The sequence below is a fragment of the Rahnella sp. CFA14(1/10) genome (assembly GCF_004195095.1).
In the GTDB taxonomy this organism is placed as follows: Bacteria; Pseudomonadota; Gammaproteobacteria; order Enterobacterales; family Enterobacteriaceae; genus Rahnella; species Rahnella perminowiae.
In genome coordinates this window covers 11,994-32,698 of the sequence record NZ_SEWS01000003.1, presented here as the reverse complement: position 1 = coordinate 32,698, position 20,705 = coordinate 11,994, and the positions used below count along the sequence as shown (strand labels likewise).

Genomic DNA, 20,705 nt, shown 5'->3' with positions numbered 1-20,705 from the left:
CTCCAACAATATTATAATGGCATGATGTTTTACCCTAAGGGTTGCTCAATAAACATCATGCCGGCATTATAATTGAATATGATTTATTTTCTATTCTCATTGCGTCTGTAAAAAGTAATAACTTTGTAAGACGGATTTATTATCACCACGTCTTACCGATATTAAACTGGAATTGCTCAGCGCTGTCCCCTTCATATTTCACCAGCGGCTGCGCATAAGAGAATACCAGCGGGCCAAGCGGGGATTGCCATTGCAGCGCTATACCACTGGAAACACGAATATGTGTCGGGTCACTGTAATCCGGAATACCCGCGGCTTCGGTCGCTGAGGTATTTTTCCATTTTGTATCCCACACCGTGCCGGAGTCGACAAATAATGATGTACGGACCGAACTGGCGTATTTCTCGCTGATGAACGGCGTCGGCACATACAGTTCCGCGCTGGCAATCGCCATCGCATTACCGCCCACCGCATCAGTCGATTTGGTCACCGGACAGGTGGAATACGAGTTGTCAGCGCTGCTGCATTTGTAATACGCCGCTTTCGGCCCGATGGTGTTGGAGGAGAAACCGCGAACCGAGCTGGAGCCGCCCGCGTAGAAGTTGTCGTAGAACGGCACTTCGTTGCTGCCAATGCCTGCCGCATAACCGGCTTTGGCGCGGCCCATTAATACCCAGTCCGATTTGTCACTCAGCGGGATGTAATGGTTGGCATCGAAGGTGATTTTGTAATAGCTGTCGTCCGAGCCCGGCGTGGTGACTTTTGCTACCAGACTGGCGCGCGTGCCGGATGACGGGAAGAAGCCGCGGTTAAGATCGTTATACGCCCAGCCGGCGCTGGCGAAGAAGTCATTGGTGCTCAGTTGTGCATCACTGCTGGTAGACGTCGTCACCAGCCCCGGCTGTACGCCGCTGGCATTGAGATAGCGCCAGACCGCTACCTGCGGCTCCATATCACTCAGCGTACTGTGAACGTAATCCAGCCCCAGATTCAGCGTATTATTTTCGCTGACCGGCAGACCGAGATTCACGCCCGTGCCGTAACTTTGCAGGTTATACGCCGCCAGATCGTTATCTTCTGCGTCGTAATGGTTGTAGAACACTTTACCGCCGAGGCTGATACCATCAACGGTGTAATACGGGTTAGTCGTCGAGACTTCGACATAAGTCTGATAAGCGTTACGTGTACCGCTAAAGCTGACCGTATTACCGCTGCCCAGCCAGTTATCCTGCGTCACACCGAGCTGATAACTGATGCCACTGTCAGTGCCGTAACCCACACCCACGTTGAATGTACCGGTATTGCGTTCTTTGACTTTGTAAACCACATCAACCTGATCTTGTGAACCCGGTACCGGCTGCGTATCCACATCGACCGACTCGAAATAGCCGGTACGGTTCAGCCTGTCTTTGCCCTTTTGCACCAGATCATTGCCCAGCCATGCGCCCTCCATCTGGCGCATTTCACGCCGCAACACTTCATCTTTCGAGGTGTCATTACCTTCAAAACGAATGCGTCGCACCGAATAACGGTTGCCGGTATCCACGCTGATACGCAGTTTCACGGTTTTATCCGTTTCATTAATGTCGCTTTGCGTCGTGACATGCGGATAGGCATAGCCGTAGCGGCCCAGCAGATTTTTGATATCGCTTTCCACTGTGGTGACTTTCGCGCCGTTATACCACTCACCGGCAGGAATAGTGGCAAGTGTTTCAATTTCGGAAGAATGTCCGGCCATATCACCGGTCACCACCACGCCGGACACGGTATATTTCGCACCCTCGGTAATATTGACGGTAATATAAATTCCTTTTTTATCCGGCGTTAAACTGACCTGGGTGGAATCAATATTAAAACGGGCATAACCGCGATCGAGATAAAAACTGCGAAGTGTTTCTAAATCACCTGACAATTTTTGTTTTTCATATTTTTTATCGCCAATCACATTCCACCACGGCACCTCATCGCGCAGCTGGAAATGGGCGATTAAATCGTCACTGGTAAAAGCTTTATTGCCCACAATATTGATTTGTTGAATTTTTGCCGACACACCTTCGGTAAAGACCAGTTTCACGTCCACGCGGTTACGCGGCAACGGCGTCACCACCGCTTTAACACTCGCGCTGTATTTGCCGACGCTGTAATAAAAATCCTCCAGCCCCTTTTCAATCGACGAAATGGTGGTGCGGTCCAGCGCTTCCCCGACGCGGATCCCTGAGGCTTCCAGGTTCTGCTGCAACATTTCATCCTTTATGGCTTTGTTGCCTGAGAACGTAATGCTGGCAATCGTTGGCCGTTCTTTCACCTGGACAATCAGCGTGTTGCCATCTTCAAGCACCTTCACATCGTCAAAATTGCCGGTCGCAAACAATGCACGGATCGTCTGGCTGATATCGTCATCGGATACCGTATCTCCCACGCGCACAGGAATGCTCAGCAACGCCGCACCCACAGTGACCCGCTGCAATCCTTCGACGTGAATGTCTTTTACAACAAACCCGCCGGCAGCAAAAACCGGGACACTGCTGAACAGCAGCGACGCTAAGAGTAATTTTTTCATTGTCATGTGATCCGTGCTCGCCGTTTTTCAACTCACAAAAATTCCTGTTAACAAAAGATTTTGCTATCAGAAGAAATAACCTCGCTAACAGACTGTGAGATATAGGCGAGGTTCAGCGGCTAACTTTTGATTTTCGTAAAACATGACATTGGATTACGCATTACTTACATTCTTTTCGCCGGAAGAACAGTTGCAGTCCGCGTAAATTCATCGGGCGCGGACCCGGTTTAAGACGAAAATGCCTTTAAGGTATCGCTATCGGGTAATGCGGTCATTGCGCCTCTGGCAGTGGTGGCCAGTGACCCGCATGCCAGTGCCTGCCGGATAATAGATTGCCAGACATTGTCCGACCTCAGCGGCCAGTGTTGCGCCAGTCCGGCCAGCAATCCGGCAACAAATGCATCTCCGGCGCCGGTGGTATCCACAGCCTTCACTTCGGGCGCGGGGTAGTGTTTCAGACCCGCATTATATTTCCGGTAGACCGAAACCCCTTGTTTCCCCTGCGTGACCAACAGCAGTTCGGGTTTATACACGTCGCACAGGCGCAGTACCCCTTCTGATAACAACGCTTCACCCGTCAGAAATTCCAGCTCATCCTCTGAGATTTTAATCACATCAGCCAGCGACAAGGCGCGGGCAAGATTGTCACGCAACAGGCCTTCATCAGACCACAAGTCATGCCGGATATTGGGGTCAAAACAAATATACCCCCCTGCTGCTTTCATTTTTGCCATAGCCAGAAAGGCGGTAGAACGTGAAGGTTCCGCAGATAACGCTATCGAGCATAAATGTAAAAAATCCCCGGGCTTGAAAGCCGGGATGTCGTTGGGCTGCAGAAAAAGATCAGCGCCCGGACGTACCATAAATGTGAAGGTTCGCTCTCCGTCAGCATCGTTTTCCACGACGACGGTGGAGGTTCGGTGATGAGCATCAAGGTACATACAATCAATATTCACCCCCTCATCACTGAGTGTTTTTCGCAGAAACTTTCCGAACGGATCGTCACCCACACGTCCGATAAATGCGCTGTCACCTCCGAGGCGGCGGATCCCGACGGCAACATTCGCCGGTGCCCCGCCCGGACATTTTAATAAGCGGCCATCTTCTTCAGCGATCAGATCCACCACGGCATCGCCCAATACCCAAACCCGGTTAGTCATCTTCATTCCTTTTTTAAATCCTGATAAATCGTCTGGTGATAAAATAGAAGAACCGGTTTAGCTATTCAAGTGCAAATGAAATTTCAGGCTTAGAGAATATTTTGCCAGCAAGATCACAATCCCACGACAAGACCTTAAAAATTCATTGCCTGCATGCCATGCGAATGCTTATTGTGCTCAGGAAAACCAGTTTAGCAATTTAGCTAAACAGTTTTCCCCATAATAATTAAACCTCTTCTGAGTGATAAAAATGATGATGAAACCCCGCTATCTTGCTGTTGCAATTGGATTAATTTTGTCATGCACCGCCCAGGGCGCCGATATTTCAGCCAGTGCCATTGAAGCCCGCTTTGCCGCGTTAGAAAAAAGACTACAAGTCGCCGAAAACCGCGCCGCCAAAGCAGAGAAACGTGCCACTGAAGCTGAACAGCAGGTCAAAACACTGGAAGCGCGCACAACCAGTAATGAACAACAGACACGGCTCGTGGCGAAGGATGTTGAGACGACCGGGCAAAAAACAGCAGAGGTGGCTAAACGTACTGAAACGTTAGTCGCTGACAACAATAAAAACAGCAGTGATAACAGCGGGTTCAAATTTACGGGATATGCACGTTCAGGCGTGATCATGAATGATTCGGGGACCTCAACAGAAAGTGGTCCTTATGTTACGCCTGCCGGGCAAACTGGCGGTGCGGTAGGACGTTTGGGCAATGAAAATAATACCTACGTCGAGCTGAATCTGGAGCATAACCAGACGATGGCCAGCGGCGCGACCTCCCGTTACAAAGTCATGCTGGCTGATGGTCAGCGCAGCTACAACGACTGGACCGCAGCCACCAGTGAATTAAATATCCGTCAGGCCTTTGTTGAACTCGGTTCTTTACCCACGTTCAGCGGCCCCTGGAAAGATTCCACCCTCTGGGCGGGTAAGCGCTTTGACCGCGATAATTTCGACATTCACTGGCTTGATTCCGACATCATCTTCCTGGCAGGCACAGGCGGCGGGATTTACGACGTTAAATGGGGGGAGAACCTGAAAAGTAACTTCTCGCTCTACGGAAGAAACTTTGACGATCTTGAAGACAAGAATAGCGATGATACCCGCATCGAGAATTACATTGTTACGGCCAATAACTATGCCGGGCCTTTCCAGTGGATGCTAAGCGGGCTGCGGGCCAAAAACAATCAGGATCGCGAAAATACCGGCACCAGGGGGGTCACCAATGCGGCGGATACCGGCTTCCATACCCTGCTGGCGTACCACGGCGACAGTTTTTACGGCCTGCGTGAAGGGACATCCAAAACAGCACTACTTTATGGTCACGGGCTGGGAGCAGAGGTGAAAGCACTGGGCTCTGACGGACATCTGACTGACGATGCCAGTACGCTTCGTCTGGCCACATACGGTATCACGCCGATCAGCAAAAACTGGAGCATCGCACCGGCTGTTCTGGCTCAGCAGAGTAAAGACCGCTATGTCTCCGGAGATAACTATAAATGGCTGACGTTTAATACCCGGCTGATCCAGCAAATTACTGAGAATTTCGAGCTGGCGTATGAAGGCAGCTATCAGTATATGGATCTCGATCCGCAAGGTTACAGCGATTACAACAAAGTGAAAGGGGGTTTCTACAAACTAACCTTTGCACCGACTTTCAAGGTGGGCGATATCAGCAACATGCTGAGCCGTCCTGAAATACGCTTCTTCGCCACCTATATGGACTGGAGCAAAGAACTTGACAGTTACTCCTCCAGCGATTCCTTTGGTACTGATGGCTTTACAGCGGGCGGACAGTGGAATTTCGGCATCCAGATGGAAACCTGGTTCTAAACAGCAGGGTTTGATTCAAAAAAAGCGCCTGGCCTAACCGGGCGTTAACGATAATGATAAATTAAGGGATTCTATGAACATCAATGCAATCGCGACTGAGCTGCTTCCGCTGTTGGGTGGGAAGGACAATATTGCCAGCGCGGCACACTGTGCCACACGTCTGCGCCTGGTGCTGGCAGATGACAGTCTGATCAACAAAAGTGCTATCGAAAAAGTGGAAGGCGTAAAAGGCTGTTTCAGCAATGCCGGACAGATTCAGATCATTTTCGGTACAGGGTTAGTGAACAAGGTGTACGCCGAGTTTATTAAAGTGGCCGGTATCAGCGAATCAAGTAAATCCGAAGCCGCCGATATTGCGGCACGGAAACTCAATCCCTTCCAGAGACTTGCGCGCGTACTGTCGAATATCTTTGTGCCGATTATTCCGGCAATCGTCGCGTCCGGCCTGCTGATGGGGCTGCTCGGTATGGTGAAGACCTACGGCTGGGCCAACCCTGAGAGCGCGATTTTTATCATGCTTGATATGTTCAGCTCGGCGGCATTTATCATTCTGCCGATCCTGATTGGTTTTACTGCCGCACGGGAATTTGGTGGCAATCCGTTCCTCGGTGCCACCCTCGGCGGTATTCTGACACATCCGGCGCTGACCAATGCCTGGGGTGTTGCCAGTGGTTTCCATACCATGAATTTCTTTGGTATTGAGATTGCGATGATCGGGTATCAGGGCACGGTCTTCCCGGTTTTACTGGCCGTCTGGTTCATGAGCTTCATTGAAAAACGCCTGCGCAAAGTGATCCCCGATGCACTGGATTTGATCCTGACACCGTTCCTGACGGTCATCATTTCCGGTTTTATCGCTTTCCTGATCATCGGCCCTGCGGGTCGTGCGCTCGGTGACGGTATTTCGTTTATTCTCAGCACATTAATCTCCCATGCCGGTTGGGTGGCAGGGCTGGTGTTCGGCGGATTGTATTCAGTTATCGTGATCACCGGTATTCACCACAGCTTCCATGCAATTGAAGCGGGTTTGCTGGGGAATCCGCATATCGGCGTGAATTTCCTGCTGCCTATCTGGTCGATGGCCAACGTTGCACAAGGCGGGGCCTGTCTTGCCGTCTATTTCAAAACGCGTGATGCGAAAATTAAAGCCATTGCGGTGCCTTCGGCCTTCTCCGCGATGCTGGGCATCACCGAAGCGGCAATTTTTGGTATCAACCTGCGCTTTATGAAACCTTTCCTCGCGGCGCTGGCAGGCGGTGCGCTCGGCGGTGCCTGGGTGGTGGCAATGCATGTCAATATGACAGCGGTTGGTCTGACCGGTATTCCGGGGCTGGCCATCGTGCAATCCAGTTCGATTCTCAGCTATCTGATCGGGATGGTGATTGCCTTTGGCAGCGCATTCCTGCTGTCATTGCTGCTCAAATACAACACGGAGAGTGAAAAATGACGGAAGCCGGATTGCTGAAAAAAGCGCTGCACAGCGTGGTGGCGGGTCAGGTTAACGCGGCGGCAGATCCTTATCGTCCCGGCTGGCATCTCGCGCCGCCGGTCGGGTTGCTCAATGACCCGAATGGTTTTATCCAGCATAACGGACGTTTCCATTTATTCTACCAATGGAATCCGCTGGCCTGCGAGCACGGTGCCAAGTTCTGGGGGCACTGGAGCTCAGCAGATTTGCTTCACTGGCAGCATGAACCGCTCGCGCTGGTGCCGTCAGAAGAATTCGAAACCCATGGATGCTATTCCGGTTCAGCCGTGACCGATAACGGCCAGCTGACACTCATTTACACCGGTAATGTGAAATATCCCGATGGCAGCCGCACGGCATTTCAATGTCTGGCACGCGAAAACACAGAGGGCCAGTTTGATAAAACCGGCCCGGTACTCTCCCTGCCGGCAGGTTATACCGGACATGTCCGGGATCCCAAAGTCTGGCGACATGAAAACCACTGGTACATGGTGTTAGGGGCTCAGGATCTTAACCTTCAGGGCAAAGTATTATTGTTACGATCCGACAACTTATTAGCCTGGGATCTTCTCGGCGAAATGGCCGGTTCAGGTTTACACGGGCTGGGTGAATTCGGCTACATGTGGGAATGCCCGGATTTATTCCGGCTGGGCGATAACGACATTCTGATTTGCTGTCCGCAAGGTTTAGCGGCGGAATCTGACCGTTATCTGAATACGTTCCAGTCGGGTTATTTTGTCGGGCAACTTGATTACGACAATGCGACCCTTGAGCACGGCGAATTCACTGAGTTAGATCTGGGGTTCGAATTTTATGCGCCGCAAACTACGCAAACGGATGACGGGCGACGCCTGCTCATCGGGTGGATGGGAATACCGGACAGTGATGAATTTTTCCAGCCGACAATACAAAATGGCTGGCTGCATACAATGACCTGCCCGCGCGAACTGACGATGGTGGCGGGTAAAATCATGCAAAAACCGGCACGGGAACTGCAACAACTCCGTCGTGATGAGCAGGCATGGCAGGGAACTGCCGACGATTGCCCTCATCTGGACATCACAAAAGCCGAGACGGAAATTATCACTGAACACGCTTTCAGTGCGGATTTAGGTGGCGACATGACGCTCAGCTTCGACGGAGAATGGCTGCGTTTAACACGAAAAAACCGGCGTAGTGGTTTGCCGGAACACCGTGTCTGGCGCGGCGCGCTGCACAAGCTGACGGTATTAAGCGATGCGTCGAGCCTTGAGATTTTCATTAATGACGGGGAAGCTGTGATGTCCTCACGCTATTTCCCTGCTTTACCTGCCCAACTGACCGTACGGGGTTCTCATCAGATTGCGCTGCGCCACTGGTCGTTGGCTGAATGCGTGATAGAATAAATGCCCTTTCGGATAACAGAATATGGCGCAGTGAAAAAGACCAAACGCATCACTATCAGTGGCATAGCCGAACTGGCTGGCGTGTCGAAATCGACTGCCAGCCAGGTGCTTAACGGACACAGCAAGAAGTTTCGTATCTCCGATCTCACCCGGGATCGGGTACTCGCCGTGGCAGCAGAACATCATTATCAGCCGAGCATTCACGCCCGTTCGCTCAATGTCACCCGCAGCTTCACGCTTGGGCTGGTGGTGCCGGAAATGACCAACTATGGATTTGCCGCCTGCTCTAACGAACTTGAAATGCTTTGTCGTGAGAACGGCATGCAGTTGCTGATTGCCTGTACGGATGAAAATACCAGCCAGGAAACGATGGTTGTTAATAACCTTATTCAGCGGCAGGTCGACGGGCTTATTGTGGCATCAAGCATGCTCAGTGATGCGGAATACGTAAAAATCAGTCAGCAATTACCCGTAGTCTTATTTGACCGCCATATGCAGGACACACAGCTCCCTATGGTTGTCTGTGAAGCCATAGAATCTTCAGCAGAGCTGGTCTCCCGGATAGCCCAAATCCAGCGTGATGAGTTTTATTTTCTCGGTGGACAGCCGCGAATTTCACCGACCCGTGACCGTCTCGCGGGTTATCAGCTTGGGCTGCAACGTGCAGGTGTCAGCCTGAATCCCGATTGGGTTCTGTATGGTAATTACCATCCCAGCTCCGGTTATGAAATGTTTGCGCAACTTTGTGCCCGCCTTGGACGCCCGCCCAAAGCCCTCTTCGTTGCGTCATGTGGCTTGATGGAAGGTGTTTTGCGATATATGAGCCAGCATCAGTTGCTGGAGAGTGATATCCACCTGTGCAGTTTTGACGACCATTACCTTTATGACTCCCTGTCTGTGAAAATTGACACGGTCGCACAGGACTGCCGTGAACTGGCCATGCACTGCTTTAGTATGATAAGTGGGCTGATGAATGAACAACCCGTAGAACAGCCGCAATGCTTTTTAACCCCTAAATTGCACTGGCGCTCCCCGCCTTTTACACAGATTAATTATGGAACGCTACCGCTACGCTAAATGAAATAATCTCGATAACGATGCTGACCAGTCTGGTTCTGAGCGAGGAATATATTGCTGCCAGAACCCGCTGTTATCACTCGCCCAGGGTGGTACAGTCGGAGAACCTTTTAACCAGAACTGGATCTTTTTCATTACCTGAGGATTATGCCTGTTTCGATATATCCATCTTAACTCCACGCCCGTGAAAGATCTCCCGTGCTGATCCCTCGGATGAGACTTTTCTGCCACCATATTCAAATCTATTTCATCAAGAATAAAATGAACCGTGGTATTATCCTGTAACGTAGAAACCCAAAATAATCCTGCCTTACACTTTCTCCCAATAACCTGGTGATGATGTACTGCTCTGCCATTCATATTAAAACCTTGGGCCTCACATATTGTTTTATATTTTGAATGAGAGGATAACGTACGCAAATAGTCAGCCTGCTTTAAAGGCTTTACTCTCTCGTATTTATGCTGGAGCGTCTGTTCAACCTTTGTCGCGGCATATTGGTCTATCGTTGAAATATTCTTAGGGGTAGCCGAATTTTTGAAAAATTCGAATTTATTAGAATACATCCCCCTTTGCTCATGCATCCCGTAAACCAAATCCCCTTCCTCAAACTGCTTTTTGAATGGCGGAAAAAATGGCATTTTGATCTCCTTATGCTCTACATATCATTGTCCTCCCGTAATTTTATCATCCTCCTTCAGAGACTGCACCAATAAAAATCAGGTCCTGCCACTCCTGTACTGCTCTCTCCGCTTACTGCCCTAACTTCCGTATTAATTAACATAACCTCATGTAAGTTAACATCCTCGGCTAATTAAATTTGTTCCGCTGTGACGGGTTTCAAAATACCCGCAGATGATTTCCTGTATATTGATATAGTGAATGATTTCAATTACCACTACAGGTAATCGTAATGAATAACAAATATAAATTGCATGAGTTTCTTGATATAAAAAGACTTCAAACCCTCCAGGATAATTTCAGTAAATCAATGATGATTGCTTTAGTCGTCGTCGATCAGGATGGTGTGCCGGTCACGCAGGCGAGTGGTTTTTCAGATTTTTGCGCCCGTTCAAGGTGTAACCCATCTCTGGCAACGCATTGTTACAAAAGTGATAATGCCGGTGGACGGGCCGCTATGCGGGCCGGAAAACCGGTGGTTTACCGCTGCTACTGCGGGTTTGTTGAGTTCGCCGTGCCGATCATGATAAACGATCATTATCTCGGGGCATTTATTTCCGGTCAGGTGAAAGTCGAGGAGGAGAAAGAGCGCACCATTCCTTATATCCTCGATAACAACCAAATATGGAAAGAGAATGCATGGCTGATCGATTTACATCAGGACGCTAAACGTATGCCATATGATCGTTTTGAATCTACGGCCTCCACGTTACTGCACGTCTCTTCTTATCTGGTGGAACAGGCGCATACCAATAATATTCAGCGCGAACTGCACAGGAAAGATCTGGAACTTACTGACGAATTACGTAAAAGAGTGGAAACAGAACGTTCACTGCATGAGGCAGAATTTAAAGCCCTGTCATATCAGATTAACCCGCACTTTCTCTTTAATGTATTAAATACCATTGGCCGCCTGGCATATCTGGAAAATGCTCAGCGGACAGAAAACATGGTACATGACTTCTCGGACATGATGCGTTATTTGCTGCGTAAAAGTAATCATGGCCTGATTACGCTGCGGCATGAAATTAATTATGTCACCAGTTATATGTCGATTCAGAAAGTGCGCATGAATGACCGTTTTGATTATCAGTGCGATATTCCTGAAAAGTATGCGGAAGTCGTCTGCCCGTTTCTGATATTGCAGCCCCTGGTCGAGAATTTTTTCAATTACGTCGTCGAACCGCGTGACACCCCCAGCTGGCTACGCATCAGCGCCAATGACGACGGGCATGATGTCATTCTGCAGGTGACCGACAACGGCGACGGTATTTCACCAGCCGACATTGCCAACATTTTATCCGGTGATGAAAATCGCCAGAAAGGCGGCATCGGTATTAATAATATAAAAAACCGGCTTCAGCTGTTATTTGGTGAAAGCTATGGACTGGGCATTTCCAGCCTCCATCAGCCACAAAGGGGAACCACCATCACCCTGAAATTCCCCATGCTGCAAGCCTGATAAACGGAGACGTGAGCATGTACAATATTGTGATTGTAGAAGATGAACTCATTGAATCTGAATCTTTGCGGCGGATTGTGTCTGAGTCCGTCGGTAATTCCATAGTACATGAAGCCAGTACCGGCAAGAAAGCCATCCAGCTGATCGACAAGCTTGATCAAATCGACATGATGTTGGTCGATATTAATATTCCGCTACCCAATGGTAATCAGGTGATTGAATATCTGCGGACCAAAAGCGCCAGTACCAAAGTGATTGTCACCACGGCCAACGATGATTTTGATCTTGTGCGCAGCATGCTCAACCTGAAAGTGGATGATTATTTGCTGAAACCGGTGAAGAAAAGCACCCTGACCGATGCCATCCGTAAAACCCTCGACGTCAGTGATGTGGACATTGTGGCGTCGCGGGCGCTGAAACAAACCGTCGGTACGATGATCGAACGCTGCGATTATCCTCAGTGGCATAACTTCCTGTTTGACGCACTGGATAACACCTGCGCTGCCACGCCATCCGCTATAAGCCAGCGCAAAATACTGACAGATGTGCTCGAATTAATGCATCAGCACCTCATATCATGGGGGGAGAAAGGCCAGCCAGCGGCAAAGACAGTGACGGCGCTAATCCAGGAAATCAGCCAGTCCGGTATTTCCGCCAGCACCTACTACCGCATCATGTCCCGGCTGCTGAGCATCGGGGAAACGGTTTTCGACCATGCACTTAAGCACTTCACTGGCTCGATGAGCTTTATCGATCGCGCAAAATTCCACATCGAAAAAAACATTCTTGATAACCTGACGCTCGACGACATTGCCGCACGATCCTTTGTCAGTTCCTGTTATCTGAGCCGGGCGTTTAAGAAAATGACCGGCGCCGGTTTCTCAAACTACATCGCCGGCCGCAAGATAAACGTTGCCAAATCGCTGCTTCAGTGCAGTGACCTGAGGATCAATACCATTGCGCTGGAGCTTTCCTGGCAGGATGCCAACTATTTCTGCCGGATATTCAAAAAGGAAACCGGTATGGCCCCGTCTGATTTTCGTAAAATCGTCGCGCCTGTACCTGCTTAATGCGCAGACCGGTTAATTCTGTACGCGCACTCAGCGTGAGGGCAAAAAAATCCCCCCTGTCCGCAAGATAGTGTACGTCGCTTTCACCGGCCGCCTCTACCATAGGTGAGCCGTTGAACAACGTGACACAACTTCAGAGCGTATCTGTTGCAGGATCCTCGACCCGCGTTACCGTCAGGCCGTCTGCGACGGCCATGTTTATCGCAACATTTTCCCCTGGAAAAAACCGAAAAACACAGACACTACGCGGGAACACCTGAAAGAGTGCACGACGCACTTCACTATGAATCTGGTAACAGGAGCGATCTATGCCCGGACAAAGTTTGGGATTAATTGAAACTGTCGGTCTGGCCGCTGCGGTGGAAGCCGCGGATGCCGCGATGAAATCCGCGCACGTCACGCTGGTCGGTTATGAACTCACTCAGGGCGGCGGTCTGGTTACCGTCAAACTGGCAGGCGAAGTCGGCGCAGTCAACGCGGCCGTCGCGGCGGGAGTGATGGCAGCCAGCAAAGTCGGCACCGTCTTTGCGCACAAGGTGATTGCCCGCACGGCGCAATATCTTGAAAGCATGATTTATTCCACAGAAACCACCGGCATGACGCCCGCTAAATCTACGTTCACAACGCAGAAAGATCCGCAAAGCATACCCGTGGTTAATGTGGAAGCAACGCCAGCTCCGTACTCATGCATGGATTTTCAGGAAGAAGTGAAGAAGGAAGAGGAAGCGCCGGTCATCGTGAACAAAAGCCAAAAATCCCGTCGCGGCAACCGTAGAAAATAAGCGTTACCTGCACATAAAAAACGGCGATGCCACTGCACCGCCGTTTTTTATTGGTTGGGTTAGAAAAGCCTAAGATTTGGCGACATCCGCCACCGGTGCGTTTCCCGGCAGGTTTTTACCGATACACAGGCGATATACCGCAGCGCCCAGGCAGGCACCGATCACCGGGGCAATAATCGGGATCAGGAAATAAGGAATGTCGCGACCACCGGTCATGGCGATGTTGCCCCAGCCCGCGAAGAAGCTGAACAATTTAGGGCCAAAATCACGCGCCGGGTTCATGGCAAAACCGGTCAGCGGGCCGGTTGATGCGCCGAGAACGGCGACCAAAATGCCAATCAGCAACGGCCCCAGCGGACCACGCGGCACACCGTTACCGTCGTCGGTCAGCGCCATAATCAGCCCCATCAGAATTGAGGTGATAACCATTTCAATAAACGCCGCCTGCCACACGCTTATCGCCGCCGACGGATAGGTACTGAATATACTGGCCAGTTGAAGGCTTTCCACGCTGCCGCGCACCATATGATTGGCGGTTTCAAAATTAACAAACAAGTTGTGATAGAACATGTACGCCAGCAGCGCACCACCGAAAGCGCCAGCCACCTGCGCTATAATATAGGGTATTACTTTACGCGCGGGAAAACGGGCAAACAGCCACAAGGCTATCGTGATCGCCGGATTAAGGTGTGCGCCGGAAATGCCCGCCGTGAGATAGACGGCCAGTGAAATCCCCAGCCCCCACACAATACAGATTTCCCACAAACCGAAACTGGCCCCCGCCACTTTCACTGCTGCCAGACAACTGATGCCGAAAAACAAAAATAAGCCGGTACCGAGAAATTCCGCAATACATGGCGTCTTCACTGAATCATGCATACAACGACCTTATTTTGATTATATTTTTGAAAAGCCGAATATCCTGACCGGAAACTCAGCCGCCGATATGGCAATGAAAACCAGACGACTCCACTTCTTTTTTTAATAATTCCATTTTGGATCCAGCAATACTTTCCACGTCCCCCATCGGATAAATACGCCCAAGCAGACTATATTTATTTTCGCCAAAAGCGTGATACGGCAATAAATGCAAGGTATCGACATGGGACATCAGTCGCGCAAATTTCACGATATGACGTATTTCTTCCATATTATCATTCACCCCCGGGATCACCGGTATACGCACTATGGTTTTTGTCATGAAAGAAATACGTAACAGATTTTCCAGGATCTGGCGGTTATCCATACCGGTATTGGCCTGATGCACTGCCGGGTTGATCGCCTTGATGTCAGTCAGCGCCAGATCGACATAAGGGAAAACGTCAGCAATTACCTCGGTTGTGGCGAAGCCGGTCGTTTCCATCGCCGTGTGCCAGCCCTTCTCCTTACAGGCTTTCAGCAATTCCCGGGCAAACGCAGGCTGCGCCAGGGGTTCTCCGCCGGAGAGCGTGATCCCGCCACCTGAACGCCGGTACAAATTTTCTTCTTTCTGCAATTCCCGCATCACTTCCGCCACCGTCATGCGTTTACCTTTCATTTCCAGTGCCTGAGTCGGGCAGACCTGGGTGCATTTACCACAATCAATACACCGTTCACGATCTATAAAAGAAGCGTTATTAACGGATAATGCCTGTTGCCGGCAGACTTCAATACATTTACCGCAACGAATACAATCACTCTTTTTAAATAATAATTCCGGTTGCGGATGTTGTGATTCCGGATTACTGCACCATTTGCAGGCCAGCGGACAGCCTTTAAAAAAAGGAATGGTGCGGATACCCGGTCCGTCATGCAGAGAATAGCGCTGAATATTAAATAATACGCCTTCCGTTTCGTAATCGACTTTATTCATAACTTTACCCGCCATCAGCGCCACAGGTTATTTAAAAAACGGGCCATGTGTTGTACATAGCCCGTGAAGGTAGCTAATCAGAATTGCTGTTCTGTGCGGCTGATAATGTCGTCCTGCACTTCTTTCGCCAGCACCACAAACTGCGCACTGTAACCGGCGACGCGTACCACCAGATCCTGATGTTGCTGCGGATTGTTCTGCGCTTCGATCAGGGTTTTGCGGTCGATGACATTGAACTGGACGTGCATCCCTTTCTTATCAAAGTAGTTACGTACCAGCCCGCTGAAATGGCGCAAACCCTGTTCTCCGGCCAGTGACGACGGCAGGAATTTCTGGTTGTAAAGCGTGCCGTTAGAGGCAATGAAGTGATCGAGTTTGGCCACTGAATTAGCTGCTGCGGTTGGCCCCTGGGTATCTTTACCCTGACGCGGTGAAACGCCGTCGGCCAATGGTTCTTTCGCCATGCGTCCGTCCGGCAGTGCTGCCACGTCTTTGCCGAACAAGACGTTAGCAGAAACCGGATAGATACCGGCCTGAAACTGACCGCCGCGCGGGTTGGTATATTTCTCGACTTCCTGGCAGTAAATCAGCGCACATTCACGTGCCACGAGATCCACTTCATCGATGTCGTTCCCGAAGCATGGGCTATTTTCAAGAATGTGTCGGATCTCTTCGAAACGTGAGTTGCTCCCTGCCGGAGCTGCGGAAGTGCCGCTGGCAAGCTGACGGTAAACTTCATTTTTGATCGCCGTTGGATCCAGTGAACCATGCTGTTCGATGATACGTTTCACCATCTCATGAATTTCCTGTTCTCCCAGCGATGACTTACCGTCTGCCGCGTGAGGTGCGCAGCCGACTGTATGACCAAAGTTAGCGTCGAGTGCGCTTTTCAGTTCAGTCAGTGTCAGTTTGCGGTCTTCAAAGACTTGTTTCCGGAGGGCATAAACGGAATCCCCGGTGTCAGCGATACCAAAGGCCTGCGGGCCGGTAAAGTTGTAGATCGCGCCGCCTTCCTGTAACGACTTACCGCGACCGATACAGTCATCGACCAGCGCGGAAAGAAACGGCAACGGGCAACGCTCGCCATGGGCGATATCTACACTGTTACAGGCTTCCACCAGCTGATGCACGAAATGCACCATCTGTTTTTTGAAGGCGGTAAAGAAATCATCAATGCTGGTGTATCCGGTCATTTCGCCGGTCACCGGCCCTAACTGTTTGTTGCCAGCGCGACCATTGTTGAGCGTGATTTCCAACACTTTTGCCACATTGAAGAATGCCGCATCGTGCCAGCCTTCGGTGCGGTGCGGCGACTGCGGCTCCACGCAGCCAATGATGCAATAATCACGGGCATCGTGCAGGGAGACACCACGGTTTTGCAGCGCCGGGATAATCACTTCATCGTTGTACATCGCCGGAACGCCCAGCCCCATGCGTACCAGTTCACAGGCGCGGAACAGGAATTCATCCGGCGTACCCTGCCAGACGCGAATAGAGAACGACGGTTGCGGCAGACGCACATGCGCCGTCGCTTCCATGCACATGTAAGTCAGCGGGTTGGTGGCATCACGGCCGTCTTCAGTCTGACCGCCGACGCACAGGTTCTGGAACACGGCGTATCCGGCAAACGCCTGGGCAGAAATTTCGTCGCGGGTCTTGTTGATATCGTTGAGCTTTATCCAGCAACAATCCACCAGTTCCTGGGCAAACTCTTTCGAAATGGAGGTATCGGCAGCCAGATATGGGTACATATACTGGTCAAAACGCCCCGGCGATATAGAATGCCCGCTGGATTCAATCTGCAACATGCTTTGCAGGAACCAGAAGGTCTGGCACGCTTCCCAGAACGTAGTGGCACCGTTTTCCGGTACACGGCTACAGTTTTGCGCAATCTGTTCCAGTTCGCGTTTACGTGCCGGATTGCTTTCCAGCTGTGCCAGACGCGTGGCTTCCTGCGCGTAACGGTGCGCAAAAGTGATAGCTGCCTGATAACTGATTATTACCGCGTTATAGAATTGTTCTTTTTTAATATATCCCGGTTCTGAACGATCCAGATTTTCCAGTTCGCAGGTCACCCGATTAATAATGCCGCGAAAACCGATTTTCAGTATTTTCCCGTAATCTACACTCACATGTCCGACGCCGCCGTAGAAATAGTTACCTACGGTAAATACGCCGCTGGCCATGCTTTCTTTGGTGCCTTCCGACATATAAGATGCGGCCAGCGAACTGGTGGTTTTACCCGGCCAGTATTTAAAAGCTTCGTGAAGTTCGTCAGCCGTTTTTTCCGGAATAATAAACGGATCGGCGACCCGGTGCTGCATAGTATTAAATTCTTTTTCCACCCAGTCATAAGAGAATTCAGGGCATATTTCGGTAGAGCGAGGATTAATGGTCACCGCACCGACAATCAGTTCGTCAGGGCGAATAGTGACCGGCAGTTCATTAAATATTTTTTCGACCACGCGTGCCCGGCGCATAATGGCAGGCAGTTGTTCATTTTCTTTATAAGCCTCCGTCGCTAATACGGCGCGCTCAGATTCTACATAGGGTTTAGCATGCAGGATCATATTTTTGAGTCTTACAACACGTTCGGTCGGATTAGAAAAGCCTTTCTCTAACATAGAATAACTCCCGAAATTAATTATTAAACCTTGCGGCAGTAATCGTTTTTATCAGCGTATAATCAGAAAGCCGTATTATTGTTGTCGTCTTCTATTATTCGCATGGCTTCATTCACGGCGGCGACTTCACCGAATATGGCCAGTGTTGTAATATGTTGCGGGCAACTGCCGAATATTTCCGAGACCACCACATTGGCACTTTTACTGGCGGCATCTGCATAGAAATAAAGATCCGGCACCGGTAACATAATCATGCCAATCGCATCGATACTGATAAGATCAAGCCGTGAACGAAATTCCCCGGGCATCCTGCGTTTTATCATTGCCACGATGTCCGGCGTGGGTGCGTTTATGATGCGTTTTTTCATCGCCGCGCCTTATCTGACGTTAAGGGCCTCGACCATCACGCAGCGACGGGCTCTGGCGAAAGAACGCGCCGACGTCAGCCCTTCTCCGGTCGGTCCGGCAATGGTAAACGTGGCATGCCCTTCGCCGCCAACACCCAGCCCGGCATAGGAAGGCCCATTTTTCACAAAAATCGTAGTCTGGATCTGACGTGCCATTTTGGTGAGCTTTTCGACATTGGTGGAATGCATGATGGCGGTATGGCGATTGCCATGCTCGACCTGCACCGCCAGTTCGATGGCTTCATCGACGTTATCGACCCGCACCACCGGCAACACCGGCATCATCAGTTCATGTACCACAAATGGATGATTTTTCGCCGTTTCCACCAGGATCACTTTGGTGTCTTCCGGCGCGATGATGCCCAGTTGCTGCAGGATATAGCGTGCATCTTTACCCACAAAGGCGGTGTCCGGGCCGGTACCTTTCTCGTTCAGTACCAGTGACTCCATCTGGCGAAGAAGCGCTTTGTCACACAGCAGATAACCGCCACTTTTCTTCATGCAATGGATCAGATAATCCGCGACCTGATTGACAACAATGACTTCTTTCTCCGCCACACATGGCAGATTGTTATCGAAACTGCATCCGCAGATGATGTCACGGGCGGCCTTTTCGATATCGGCGGTTTCATCGACGACCACAGGCGGATTCCCGGCTCCCGCGCCAATGGCTTTTTTGCCGGATGACATTACCGTTTTCACAATCGCCGGGCCGCCGGTGGCCACCAGCATGTTGATGCGCGGATCACTAATCAGGGTGCTGGTGTTGTCGATGGAAGGCTGCGTAACAGTCACCACCAGATTGGCCGGTGCGCCCAGGCTGGCGAGTTTGTGGTTAATCAGTTCCACGCAATAGAGGGAAACCTTGCGTGAGCGAGGATGCGGGCTGAACACCACGGAATTTCCCGCCGCCAGCATGCCGATACTGTTGTTGATAATGGTTTCTGTCGGATTGGTGGTCGGCGTGATTGAACCGATTACCCCGTAGGCAGAAAACTCCGTCAGGGTCAGCCCGCTGTCGCCGCTCAGCGCGCCGGTAATGAGGTCTTCCGGCCCCGGTGTTTTCTGCGCAGCAACACGATTTTTAGTCAGCTTATCGGCGTAATTCCCCATGCCGGTTTCTTCCACTGCCATACGCGAAATAGTCTGTAAGACCGGTTCCTGCAGGAAGACATCGCGGATACCCTGAACAAATGTCGCCCTCTCCTGCATCAGACAGTGGCGATACTGAACCTGCGCGAGCACCGCTGCGGCGATGGCTTCATCCATTGATGCAAATGCGCCATTACCCGGTTCGCAGGCCGGTGACGGGATCGTCGTGACCCGTTTCTGCGCCAGCGCTCTGGCAACAATGGCGTTGAGAGAGGCGCTGGCCGGTGCCGGAGGGCGTTCCGGCGCAGGCGGCGGCGCGGTCTCTGCAGCACTGTTTATTACCGCACTCTCCGGCGTCATTTTGGTAAACCTGCTCAGCACGCTGGAGACCGCCTGAGCAATTTCAATATCATTCATGCTGTTAATTCCTTACTGCACGTCACTTCGCAAGGTTAACCCTCAAATATAGGGTTTGGTGGTGGAACTGATCGGTGACGGATCCAGCGTGGCAAGCAGTTGCAGCCCCACTTCACGCGCGGCAATCACTGCCTGACGCACCGCACCGGAATCACCGGCAAAGGTGAAAATGACTTCGTTACTGAAGCTGGTGCCTTTTGACGGACTGGCGTAACCCACCGGTTCGATCACCGCCGATTTGGCCGCCACATCGGCAATCACTACGCCGATGGCCGCAGGCGAGGCACAGGTCATGCCAAAGGCTTTACCGACAGGTGCACCAAAAGCTTTATTCAGCGCAAAGCTGGCGCGGGCGGTGTACTGGAATTCAAGGTGTCCCGCCGGTGAACCGTACACATCGCCCATGGTGCGTTCAATTTCAGACAGCGCCACTTCAATGGCACGGCGGACATCAGACACATCAGATGCACCGAAAATAATTAAGCACCCATGTCCGCCGCCCCCTTGCGTATCACGCGCAAGTTCAACCGATAATATTTCACTGTTGGTGGCTTTCACCGCTTCGTCGGCCGCAAAAATATGCGGGCCCGCACCGGTTCTGGCGCCAAGAATACCAATAGAGCGATATTTCTTGTCGATATTCATGACGTCATGTAATTGATTATCGACATTGGCAATAACCAGACCAATAGTATGTCCGAGAGCGGTTCCGACGAATTCCGTTAAACCACAGCCCGCAATACTGGCGGCTTTTTTATCTCCGGCATTTTCACTGGTCTGCTGATTCACTGCTTCAGATATAATCTGCTCAACAAGATTATCTCTCATGGTCAGTATCC

Annotated in this window: 16 protein-coding genes; 7 read left to right on the top strand and 9 right to left on the bottom strand. The window is 50.9% G+C overall.

What is annotated here, in order from left to right:
- Positions 1-142 precede the first annotated feature (142 nt).
- Together bamA and EVX52_RS06830 are read right to left on the bottom strand one after the other, a co-directional pair.
- Positions 143-2,566 (bottom strand): outer membrane protein assembly factor BamA, encoded by a 2,424-nt coding sequence (gene bamA / locus EVX52_RS06835; protein ID WP_129990933.1) that lies wholly within the window; start codon positions 2,564-2,566, stop codon positions 143-145.
- A gap of 221 nt (positions 2,567-2,787) precedes the next feature.
- Complete coding sequence (locus EVX52_RS06830; RefSeq protein ID WP_129953702.1) at positions 2,788-3,720, bottom strand: aminoimidazole riboside kinase; 933 nt, start codon at positions 3,718-3,720, stop codon at positions 2,788-2,790.
- A 250-nt stretch (positions 3,721-3,970) separates the two neighbouring features.
- On the opposite strand from EVX52_RS06830, the gene EVX52_RS06825 reads away from it, so the two are divergent.
- The 4 genes from EVX52_RS06825 (at position 3,971) to EVX52_RS06810 (ending at position 9,481) form a co-directional block, all read left to right on the top strand.
- The gene (locus tag EVX52_RS06825; RefSeq protein ID WP_129953703.1) at positions 3,971-5,551 is read left to right on the top strand and encodes a carbohydrate porin; all 1,581 of its coding nucleotides are present in this window, start codon (positions 3,971-3,973) and stop codon (positions 5,549-5,551) included.
- 73 nt (positions 5,552-5,624) lie between these two features.
- Positions 5,625-6,998 carry a sucrose-specific PTS transporter subunit IIBC gene (locus EVX52_RS06820; protein WP_129953704.1) on the top strand — a complete coding sequence of 458 codons (1,374 nt, stop codon included), beginning with the start codon at positions 5,625-5,627 and terminating at the stop codon, positions 6,996-6,998.
- Complete coding sequence (locus tag EVX52_RS06815) at positions 6,995-8,404, top strand: sucrose-6-phosphate hydrolase (protein WP_129990932.1); 1,410 nt, start codon at positions 6,995-6,997, stop codon at positions 8,402-8,404. Before EVX52_RS06820 ends, EVX52_RS06815 begins: the two co-directional genes overlap by 4 nt.
- A gap of 30 nt (positions 8,405-8,434) precedes the next feature.
- Positions 8,435-9,481 (top strand): LacI family DNA-binding transcriptional regulator, encoded by a 1,047-nt coding sequence (locus EVX52_RS06810; RefSeq protein WP_129953706.1) that lies wholly within the window; start codon positions 8,435-8,437, stop codon positions 9,479-9,481.
- Here EVX52_RS06810 and EVX52_RS06805 read toward each other — a convergent pair.
- Positions 9,473-10,120: a hypothetical protein gene (locus EVX52_RS06805; protein ID WP_129990931.1), complete on the bottom strand. Its 648-nt coding sequence runs from the start codon at positions 10,118-10,120 to the stop codon at positions 9,473-9,475. The genes EVX52_RS06810 and EVX52_RS06805 overlap by 9 nt on opposite strands.
- A gap of 272 nt (positions 10,121-10,392) precedes the next feature.
- Between EVX52_RS06805 and EVX52_RS06800 the strand changes: the two genes are divergently transcribed.
- The 3 genes from EVX52_RS06800 (at position 10,393) to EVX52_RS25725 (ending at position 13,474) form a co-directional block, all read left to right on the top strand.
- The gene (locus tag EVX52_RS06800) at positions 10,393-11,622 is read left to right on the top strand and encodes a PocR ligand-binding domain-containing protein (protein WP_129990930.1); all 1,230 of its coding nucleotides are present in this window, start codon (positions 10,393-10,395) and stop codon (positions 11,620-11,622) included.
- 17 nt (positions 11,623-11,639) lie between these two features.
- Positions 11,640-12,692, top strand: a complete 1,053-nt coding sequence (locus tag EVX52_RS06795) for a response regulator (protein ID WP_129953709.1) — start codon at positions 11,640-11,642, stop codon at positions 12,690-12,692.
- 308 nt (positions 12,693-13,000) lie between these two features.
- Positions 13,001-13,474 carry a BMC domain-containing protein gene (locus EVX52_RS25725; protein WP_129990929.1) on the top strand — a complete coding sequence of 158 codons (474 nt, stop codon included), beginning with the start codon at positions 13,001-13,003 and terminating at the stop codon, positions 13,472-13,474.
- Between the two features lie 69 nt (positions 13,475-13,543).
- Here the strand turns inward: EVX52_RS25725 and pduF are convergent, their stop codons facing one another.
- The 6 genes from pduF to pduB form a co-directional block, all read right to left on the bottom strand.
- Complete coding sequence (gene pduF, locus EVX52_RS06785; RefSeq protein ID WP_129990928.1) at positions 13,544-14,353, bottom strand: propanediol diffusion facilitator PduF; 810 nt, start codon at positions 14,351-14,353, stop codon at positions 13,544-13,546.
- A 55-nt stretch (positions 14,354-14,408) separates the two neighbouring features.
- Complete coding sequence (locus EVX52_RS06780; protein WP_129990927.1) at positions 14,409-15,326, bottom strand: glycyl-radical enzyme activating protein; 918 nt, start codon at positions 15,324-15,326, stop codon at positions 14,409-14,411.
- A gap of 77 nt (positions 15,327-15,403) precedes the next feature.
- A complete protein-coding gene (gene grpM / locus EVX52_RS06775; protein WP_129953713.1) occupies positions 15,404-17,950 on the bottom strand; it encodes a glycyl radical diol dehydratase GrpM in 2,547 nt (848 codons plus the stop codon).
- 62 nt (positions 17,951-18,012) lie between these two features.
- Positions 18,013-18,318 (bottom strand): BMC domain-containing protein, encoded by a 306-nt coding sequence (locus tag EVX52_RS06770; protein ID WP_129990926.1) that lies wholly within the window; start codon positions 18,316-18,318, stop codon positions 18,013-18,015.
- A gap of 9 nt (positions 18,319-18,327) precedes the next feature.
- Complete coding sequence (locus EVX52_RS06765; RefSeq protein ID WP_129953715.1) at positions 18,328-19,866, bottom strand: aldehyde dehydrogenase family protein; 1,539 nt, start codon at positions 19,864-19,866, stop codon at positions 18,328-18,330.
- Between the two features lie 42 nt (positions 19,867-19,908).
- The gene (pduB, locus tag EVX52_RS06760) at positions 19,909-20,694 is read right to left on the bottom strand and encodes a propanediol utilization microcompartment protein PduB (RefSeq protein WP_129953716.1); all 786 of its coding nucleotides are present in this window, start codon (positions 20,692-20,694) and stop codon (positions 19,909-19,911) included.
- Positions 20,695-20,705: the final 11 nt, after the last annotated feature.